This is a genomic window from Ideonella azotifigens, assembly GCF_006519715.1.
In the GTDB taxonomy this organism is placed as follows: domain Bacteria; phylum Pseudomonadota; class Gammaproteobacteria; order Burkholderiales; family Burkholderiaceae_C; genus Ideonella; species Ideonella azotifigens.
This window is the reverse complement of sequence record NZ_VIDT01000218.1, coordinates 1-8,096: the sequence shown is the minus strand read 5'-3', so window position 1 is coordinate 8,096 and position 8,096 is coordinate 1. Positions and strand designations below refer to the sequence as shown.

Here is an 8,096-nt window from a genome sequence, read left to right as displayed (position 1 = left end):
CCACCCTCGCCTCGCGGCACGCTGCTGTATTGCCACGGTGGCGGGTATTTCTTCTGCGACCTGGTGACCCACCGCCCGACCGCGGCGCAACTGGCCAAGCGCACCGGCATGCGGGTGCTGTCGCTGGACTACCGCATGGCGCCCGAACATGCCTGCCCAGCGGCGGTGGACGACACGCTGGCCTGGTGGCGGCAACTGCTGGCTGAAGGCACCTTGCCCGATGAAACCGTGTTCGCAGGCGACTCGGCTGGGGGTGGGCTGGTGGTGGCCACCCTGCTCGCTGCGCGCCAGCAAGGCCTCGCGCTGCCGGCCGGCTCGCTGCTGTTTTCACCGTGGGCCGACCTGAGTTGCGCGGGCGACAGCATGCGGCTGAATGCACGCTCGGACACGATGTTCGCGCCCGAGGCACTGCCACAGGCCGCGGCCTTCTACCTCGCAGGCCGCTCGGCCGAGGACCCGCTGGCTTCGCCGCTGTTCGGTGACCTGCGCGGGCTGCCACCGATGATGCTGCACGCCAGCAGCAGCGAAGTCCTGCTGTCGGACAGCGAGCGGCTGCACGCCCGTGCGCTGGCCCACGGCGTGGCCAGCGAGCTGCACATCAAGCCCGGCATGCCGCATGTCTGGCCGACCTTCATCACGCTGCCCGAAGCACGCGCAAGCCTGGCGGATTCGGCGGCTTTTGCGCTGCGTGTCACCGGTCTGCAGGCGCAGTCGGCAAACGCAGCCTGACGAGACATCAGCCTCGCAGCAGCGTGCCCAGCGAGGCCAGCAGCATCGTCAGCCCTGACAGCGACAACAAGCTGAGCACGACGCGCCGGAACGCCAGCGGGCTGAGGCCCACGTAGATTCGCGAGCCCAGCAGCGTGGGGATGACCATCGCGGGGGCGATGACCGCAAACTTCGGCAGCATGTCCAGGTGCACCGCACCAGAGACCACCATGGCGACGAAAGCCGCCGCCAACGCGGCCAGGTTGAAGTTCTGCAGCACCGTGCGGCTGACTTCCTTGTCGTAGCCGCGCAGCGTGCACCACAGCGCCGGCGCAACGCCGGTGAAGCCGCCAATGCCGCCCATCACGCCGCCGAGCACGCCCACCAGGCCGTCACCCGCCCGGCCGCCCCAGCGCAACGCGGGAAGACGCGGCGCAAACAGCATGGCCGGGCAGAACACCAGCAGCAGGCTGCCCAGCACCAGCTTGAAATGGGCAGCGTTCAGGTGCGGCAGGATGAGTACGCCAATCGGCACACCGATGGCACCGCCAACCAGGAAAGGCGCAAGCAGCGGCAGGTTCAAGCCGCGGCGGGCGGTGGCGGCCGAGAGCAACTGCCCGGTGAGGCCACCGAACACCGTCATCACCGCGGCCACGTTTGGCGCAATGCCCCAGACCCAGAACGACATCGCTACCATGCCGAACGCGAAGCCGGAAATGCCCTGGACAAAACCGGCAACGGCGGCGCCCAGCGCAAGCAGGAGAATTTCAGGAGACATCGGCGGCGGACGGACTGAAGCGACGAGGCCGATTCTCGGTGCGAATGCGGCGAAAGGCGAACCAAAACGCAAAAACGCCCGCAAACCAAAAGTTTGACGGGCGTCCTGGGTACGGTCATGATGGTGCAAGAAACCTTGCAGCAACTACCATGCGCATATTCGAAAGGAGTGGCGGAGTGGACGGGACTCGAACCCGCGACCCCCGGCGTGACAGGCCGGTATTCTAACCAACTGAACTACCACTCCGCAGTGGTGTTGAATTTCAAGCCATTCTTGCGAACGACTTCAGGCCTCCAACTGCCTGCCAGATTCCACCACAGTTTGCACTGCAGCGCATCTGGTACGCCCTAGGGGATTCGAACCCCTGTAGCCACCGTGAAAGGGTGGTGTCCTAGGCCTCTAGACGAAGGGCGCCGGGATTCAAATTCTGTGGCGGAGTGGACGGGACTCGAACCCGCGACCCCCGGCGTGACAGGCCGGTATTCTAACCAACTGAACTACCACTCCGCAGTGGTCTTGACCTCTTGCTGAACTTCAGAAGATTCTTGCGAACCCTCCCAGGCATCAACTGCCTGCCAGATTCCACCGCAGTTTGCACTGCAGCGCATCTGGTACGCCCTAGGGGATTCGAACCCCTGTAGCCACCGTGAAAGGGTGGTGTCCTAGGCCTCTAGACGAAGGGCGCCAAGACTTTCACTTCATTCTCACCGTTGGCTGGGGTGGTGGAGGTAAGCGGGATCGAACCGCTGACCTCTTGCATGCCATGCAAGCGCTCTCCCAGCTGAGCTATACCCCCAAATTCGCCAACCAACGGCAATCGAATGAAAACGCCTGCAGGACTCTCGTCCAGCAGGCGCTGCTGTTCGATGGCGGAGTGGACGGGACTCGAACCCGCGACCCCCGGCGTGACAGGCCGGTATTCTAACCAACTGAACTACCACTCCGCAGTGGTTTTAACCATTTGCTGAACTTCAAGCTGCTCTTGCGAACAACTCCAGGCATCAACTGCCTGCCAGACCCTGCTTTGGCTTTCACCGAAGTGTATCTGGTACGCCCTAGGGGATTCGAACCCCTGTAGCCACCGTGAAAGGGTGGTGTCCTAGGCCTCTAGACGAAGGGCGCCTTGGATCTTTTTGCTTCAACGGCGCCACCAAGTTTGGTGGAGGTAAGCGGGATCGAACCGCTGACCTCTTGCATGCCATGCAAGCGCTCTCCCAGCTGAGCTATACCCCCATCTCTGCACCTTCTTCAAGCAAGCAGGGCCTTCGCCCCATCACCTGAATTCAGCCGCTTTGATCGGTTACGCCGTTCAAGCAAGACCAAGAGTATATAGCGAAATTCAAGCGTTTCGCAAGCGCTCGACGACAACTTGGCGATCGAACAGCGAAAGGACCGCGTCGACCGACGGCGTCTGGGCCCGGCCGCAGACCAGCACCCGCACCGGGATCGCCAACTGCGGCATCTTCAGGCCCTGCTCGCCAATGGTCTCCTTGATCGCCTGCTGGATGCTCGCCTTGTCCCACTCGGCCAGCGCCTGCAGGCGCGTGGCGAGCGCGGCCAGGGCCGGCCGCACTGCGTCGGTCACATGTTGCGCCAGCTCGGCCTCGGCCGGCTGCACCGGCGCGAAGTACATCGCCAGCCAGTCGGCCAGCTCGACCGTGGTGCTGCAACGGTCCTTGAACAGCGCGCACATCGCCGCGGTCACGCCATGCTGGCTGCCAGGGCTGGACTCCAGCACCGCAATGCCGCGGCGGCGCAGTTGTGCCGCCGCCATCTCGGCCAGGCGCAGGTCGTCGGTCTGCTTGATGTACTGGGCATTGACCCATGCCAGCTTGGCCGGGTCCCACTGCGCCGGGCTCCTGGACAGGTGCTGCCCGTCGAACCATTCCACCAGTTGCTCGCGGCTGAACAGCTCGTCGTCGCCGTGGCTCCAGCCCAGGCGGGCCAGGTAGTTCAGCATCGCCTCGGGCAGGTAGCCGTTTTCCTCGTAGGCCGTGACGCTGACCGCGCCGCGGCGCTTGGACAGCTTCAGGCCGTCGTCGCCCAGGATCACCGGCACATGGCCGAACTGCGGCAGCGGCGCGCCCAGCGCGTTGAAGATGTTGATCTGCCAGGGCGTGTTGTTGACGTGCTCGTCGCCGCGGAAGACATGGGTGATGCCCATGTCCCAGTCATCGACCACGACCGCGAAGTTGTAGGTCGGCACGCCCGGCGTGCCGGGCGGCGCGTCATCGGCCGGCGGGCGCTGGATGATGAGGTCGTCGATCTCGCGGTTGGCGATGGTGATCTGGCCTTTGACCAGGTCGTGCCAGCTGACCTCGCCATCCTGCGGATTGGCAAAGCGCACCACCGGCTTCACGCCGGCCGGCACCTCGGGCAGCGTCTTGCCCGGCGCCGGGCGCCAGCGGCCGTCGTAGCCGGTCTTCTCGCCGCGGGCCTTCTGGGCTTCGCGCAGCGCGTCCAGCTCTTCGGGCGTGCTGTAGCAGTGGTAGGCGGTGCCGGCAGCCAGCATCTGCTCGATCACCGACTGGTAGCGCGCCAGGCGCTGCATCTGGTAGATCGGGCCTTCGTCGTAGCCCAGGCCCAGCCAGTCCATCGAGGCGATGATCTGCTCGACCGAGGCCTGGGTGGAGCGGGCCACGTCGGTGTCTTCGATGCGCAGCACGAAGTCGCCATCGAAGTGGCGGGCGTAGGCCCAGGAAAACAGCGCGGTGCGCGCCGTGCCCAGGTGCAGGAAGCCGGTGGGCGACGGCGCGATGCGCGTGCGCACCCGCTTGGATGGTTGTGCTTGGCTCATCAGTGGTTCAGCGTGGACAGGCCACGCAGCAGATCGTCGGTGATGTCGTCGGGGTGTTCCAGGCCCACGGCCAGCCGGATCAGGCCCTGGCCGATGCCGGCAGCCTGGCGCTGGGCCTCGCTGAGCCGGCCGTGCGAGGTCGTCGCTGGATGGGTGATGATGGACTTGGTGTCGCCGAGATTCGTGGCGATGCTGAGCACGCGGGTGCTGTCGATCACATGGAAGACCGCGGCCTTGGCAGCTTCAGGCGTGTCAGCCCGCAGCTCGAATGACACCACGGCCCCCCCCTGCCCGTCCTTGTGCTGGCGCATCGCCAACTCGTGCTGCGGATGCGAGGCCAGGCCGGGATAGAACACGCGCGCCACCTCGGGCCGGCTCTCCAGCCACCGGGCGACCTTCAGCGCGTTTTCGCTGTGGGCCTTCATGCGGATGCCCAGCGTCTCCAGCCCCTTCAGCACCACCCAGGCATTGAAGGGCGACAGCGTCATGCCGGCGGTGCGCATGACCGGGCCGAAGACATCCTTGATCAGCTTTTCCGAACCGCACAAGGAACCGGCCATCACGCGGCCCTGGCCATCCAGGTACTTGGTGCCGGAGTGCATCACCACGTCGGCCCCCAGCCTGGCGGGCTGCTGGATGGCCGGCGAGCAGAAGCTGTTGTCGACGGCCAGCAGCGCGCCAGCGCCATGCGCCAGCTCGGCCAGCGCGGCAACGTCGCAGACCTCGGTCAGCGGGTTGGTCGGCGTCTCGGCAAAGAACAGCTTGGTCGTCGGCTTGATCGCCGCGCGCCATTCGGCAAGGTCGGTCTGCGAGACAAAGCTGGTCTCCACGCCGAACTTGCCGAATTCCTTGGCGAACAGGTTGATCGTCGAGCCGAACACCGAACGCGAGCAGACCACATGGTCGCCCGCCTTCAGCAGGCCCATGATCAGCAGCAGGATCGCGCTCATGCCCGTTGACGTGGCCACCGCGGCTTCGGTGCCTTCCATCGCTGCGAGGCGGGCCTCGAAGCTGCGCACCGTGGGGTTGCTGGTGCGGGAGTAGGTGAAGTCTTCGGAGGCGGCGAAGCGGCGGGCCGAGGTTTCGGCGTCCGGCTGCAGGTAGCCGCTGGTCAGGAACAAGGCCTCGGAATTTTCACCGTGCTGGCTGGGTGCCAGCGCGGCGCGCACGGCCAGCGTCTCGGTGCGCAAGCCCTCGGGCAAGCTGGCGCGCGCGATGCGGCGCTCCTCGTCGCTGACGCGAGGTTGTTCGCTGTTCGGCTTGTCCCCGCTCATCAGCCCGCCTCGCTGCCGCTTTGCAGCGCCAGGCGGCTGCGGTCTGCCATCTCTTCTTCGTCGCCGCCCTGCGCGGCGCGCTGGGCCTTCATGGTCTCGAAGTCCTTCACCGACACGTCGCCGGTGATGTAGTGGCCATCGAAGCACGAAGCCTCGAAGCTGCGCAGCGCCGGGTTCAGCGCGCCAACCACGCGCTTCATCGCGTCCACGTCCTGGTAGATCAGCGCATCGGCGCCGATGAACTGGCGGATTTCCTCGATGCTGCGGTTGTGCGCGATCAGTTCTTCCTTGGTCGGCATGTCGATGCCGTACACGTTCGGATAACGCACCGGCGGCGCAGCCGAGGCCATGTAGACCTTGTTCGCGCCCGCCTCACGCGCCATCTGCACGATTTCCTTGCTGGTGGTGCCGCGCACGATGGAGTCGTCCACCAGCAGCACGTTGCGGCCCTTGAACTCGACGCCGATGGCATTGAGCTTCTGGCGCACGCTCTTCTTGCGCACGCCCTGCCCCGGCATGATGAAGGTGCGGCCGACGTAGCGGTTCTTCACGAAACCTTCGCGGTAGGGCTTGCCGATCTTCTGCGCCAGCTGCATCGCGCTCGGGCGGCTGGATTCAGGGATGGGAATCACCACGTCGATCTCGCTGGGCGGCATGGTCGAGATCAGGCGCTGGGCCAGCGTTTCGCCCATGTTCAGGCGCGCCTGGTAGACCGAGATGCCGTCGATCACCGAGTCCGGCCGGGCCAGGTAGACGTACTCGAACATGCACGGATTGAGCGTGGCGGACGGCGCGCACTGTTCGCTGTGGATGCGGCCTTCGGTGTCGATGAAGATCGCTTCACCGGGCGCCACGTCGCGCTGGAACTTGTGGCCGGTGCCTTCCAGCGCAACCGATTCGCTGGCCACCATCACGCCCGCCGTCTCTTCGCCTTCGGCCGTGCCGAAGCACAGCGGGCGAATGCCGTACGGGTCACGGAAAGCGAGCAGTCCGTAGCCGGCAATCAGCGCGACAACAGCGTAGGAACCCTTGATGCGGCCATGCACGGCGCGCACGGCCTTGAACACCTCTTCCGGCGACAGCGGCAGGTTGCGCGCGGCAACTTCCAGCTCATGCGCCAGGATGTTGATCAGCACCTCGGTGTCGCTCTCGGTGTTGATGTGGCGCCGGTCGATCGCGAACAGTTCCTTCTTCAGGTCGTGCGCGTTGGTCAGGTTGCCGTTGTGCACCAGCACGATGCCGAAGGGCGCATTCACGTAGAAGGGCTGCGCCTCTTCTTCGCTGTAGGCATTGCCGGCCGTCGGGTAGCGCACCTGGCCCAGGCCCACGGTGCCGGGCAGCGCGCGCATGTTGCGGGTGCGGAAGACGTCGCGCACCATGCCGCGGGCCTTGTGCATGAAGCACTTCGTGCCTTGCATGGTGACGATGCCAGCTGCATCCTGGCCGCGGTGCTGCAGCAGCAGCAGCGCGTCATAGATGAGTTGGTTGACCGGCTGTTTGGAAATCACGCCGACGATGCCGCACATGGGAGGGGTCCGTTCTCGAAAGGTCGAAAAGATCGAAAGAAGTCGAAATTGTCTGTCACCGGGTAAACCCGGCATCTGGAGGCGGCTACTGCGGGATCAAGCGCCACGCACCGGAATGCTGGCACTGAAGCGCTCCGGCAGCCAAGGACGCAATTCATGCTGCAGGCTGGCCAGCCAACGGGCGCCCTGTGAAGCCTGCCACCAATCGGCCCGCGCCAGCGGCGTCCAGCTGACCACCGTGGCCAGCACCAGCAGCAGCAAAAGCCCACGCGCCACCCCAAAAACACCGCCCAGCAACCGGTCCAGCCCGCTCAGCGGCGTGGCCGCCACCAGCGCCCGCACCAGCCTGGCCGCCAGGCCGCAGGCCAGCAAGGTCACCGCAAAAGCCACCACAAAACCCACGCCGGTGCGCAACGCCGAGCCCGGCTGGCCAATGTTCAGCCACTGCCCGACCAGCGGACCGCCATGCAGTCCGACGATCCACGCCAGCACCCAGCCGCCCAGCGACATCACCTCGAACACCAGCCCGCGCCAAAGCCCGAGCAGCACCGAGATCAGCAGCAGGCCCAGCAGTCCCCAGTCCAGCACGGACACGCCGCCCAGGTCCGCCGCCAGCACACCAGTGTTCAAAGCGTCAGCACCGCGGCTGGCAGGCCGCTGGCCTTGATGCGCGCCGCTGCCTTGTCGGCCTCGGCCTTGGTGGCGTACGGACCGACCCGCACACGGATGCGCCGACCGGTGGCCGATTCGATCACCTGGGTGTAGGTCTTCAAGCCCAGGCCTTCGACCTTGCCACGCGCCTCGCGGGCGCTGCCGGCTTCGGCAAAAGCGCCGATCTGCACGACAAAGCGGCCATCATCGGCCACGGTGGACTTGCCAGCCAGGATCTGCTCGGGCGTTGGCTTCTCGGCCGCCGGTTTTTCGGCTGGCTTGACCGCCACCGGCTTGGGCTCCGGCGGTTTTTCGGCCACGCGCTCCGCGGGTTTCTCGGCCGGCTTTGAAGCAGGCTTGGC

Annotated in this window: 7 protein-coding genes and 8 tRNA genes; 1 reads left to right on the top strand and 14 read right to left on the bottom strand. The window is 65.8% G+C overall.

Annotated features, from left to right (window positions below):
- On the top strand, positions 1–729 hold a 729-nt coding region (locus FKP22_RS14635), incomplete at its 5' end, for an alpha/beta hydrolase (RefSeq protein WP_141288207.1).
- A 7-nt stretch (positions 730–736) separates the two neighbouring features.
- On the opposite strand, the gene FKP22_RS14630 is transcribed toward FKP22_RS14635, so the two are convergent.
- From FKP22_RS14630 to FKP22_RS34375, 14 genes are all read right to left on the bottom strand, one after another.
- Entirely contained in the window at positions 737–1,486 is a 750-nt protein-coding gene (locus tag FKP22_RS14630; RefSeq protein ID WP_141288206.1) for a sulfite exporter TauE/SafE family protein, read from the bottom strand.
- Between the two features lie 169 nt (positions 1,487–1,655).
- Positions 1,656–1,732 (bottom strand) — tRNA-Asp (locus FKP22_RS14625).
- Between the two features lie 92 nt (positions 1,733–1,824).
- A tRNA-Glu gene (locus FKP22_RS14620) sits at positions 1,825–1,900 on the bottom strand.
- 16 nt (positions 1,901–1,916) lie between these two features.
- Positions 1,917–1,993, bottom strand: a tRNA-Asp gene (locus FKP22_RS14615).
- A gap of 102 nt (positions 1,994–2,095) precedes the next feature.
- Positions 2,096–2,171 (bottom strand) — tRNA-Glu (locus FKP22_RS14610).
- Positions 2,172–2,206: 35 nt separating this feature from the next.
- Positions 2,207–2,282 (bottom strand) — tRNA-Ala (locus tag FKP22_RS14605).
- Positions 2,283–2,353: 71 nt separating this feature from the next.
- Positions 2,354–2,430 (bottom strand) — tRNA-Asp (locus tag FKP22_RS14600).
- A gap of 102 nt (positions 2,431–2,532) precedes the next feature.
- A tRNA-Glu gene (locus FKP22_RS14595) sits at positions 2,533–2,608 on the bottom strand.
- A 35-nt stretch (positions 2,609–2,643) separates the two neighbouring features.
- Positions 2,644–2,719, bottom strand: a tRNA-Ala gene (locus FKP22_RS14590).
- A gap of 106 nt (positions 2,720–2,825) precedes the next feature.
- Positions 2,826–4,283: a glutamate--tRNA ligase gene (gene gltX, locus FKP22_RS14585; protein WP_141288205.1), complete on the bottom strand. Its 1,458-nt coding sequence runs from the start codon at positions 4,281–4,283 to the stop codon at positions 2,826–2,828.
- Positions 4,283–5,557, bottom strand: coding sequence for an O-succinylhomoserine sulfhydrylase (locus FKP22_RS14580; RefSeq protein WP_141288204.1), 1,275 nt, complete (start codon positions 5,555–5,557; stop codon positions 4,283–4,285). The genes gltX and FKP22_RS14580 overlap by 1 nt, the downstream gene beginning before the upstream one ends.
- Positions 5,557–7,083 (bottom strand): amidophosphoribosyltransferase, encoded by a 1,527-nt coding sequence (gene purF / locus FKP22_RS14575; RefSeq protein ID WP_141288203.1) that lies wholly within the window; start codon positions 7,081–7,083, stop codon positions 5,557–5,559. Before purF ends, FKP22_RS14580 begins: the two co-directional genes overlap by 1 nt.
- A 96-nt stretch (positions 7,084–7,179) precedes the next feature.
- Positions 7,180–7,713 carry a CvpA family protein gene (locus tag FKP22_RS14570; protein WP_170200909.1) on the bottom strand — a complete coding sequence of 178 codons (534 nt, stop codon included), beginning with the start codon at positions 7,711–7,713 and terminating at the stop codon, positions 7,180–7,182.
- A partial coding sequence (locus tag FKP22_RS34375) for an SPOR domain-containing protein (RefSeq protein ID WP_211361411.1) occupies positions 7,710–8,096 on the bottom strand: 387 nt, incomplete at its 5' end. The genes FKP22_RS14570 and FKP22_RS34375, both read right to left, overlap by 4 nt.

Excerpts from the sequence above, each read along its gene's own strand:
- FKP22_RS14630 (WP_141288206.1), bottom strand. The coding sequence starts at position 1,486 with ATGTCTCCTGAAATTCTCCTGCTTGCGCTGGGCGCCGCCGTTGCCGGT.
- gltX (WP_141288205.1), bottom strand. The coding sequence starts at position 4,283 with ATGAGCCAAGCACAACCATCCAAGCGGGTGCGCACGCGCATCGCGCCG.
- FKP22_RS14580 (WP_141288204.1), bottom strand. The coding sequence starts at position 5,557 with ATGAGCGGGGACAAGCCGAACAGCGAACAACCTCGCGTCAGCGACGAG.
- purF (WP_141288203.1), bottom strand. The coding sequence starts at position 7,083 with ATGTGCGGCATCGTCGGCGTGATTTCCAAACAGCCGGTCAACCAACTC.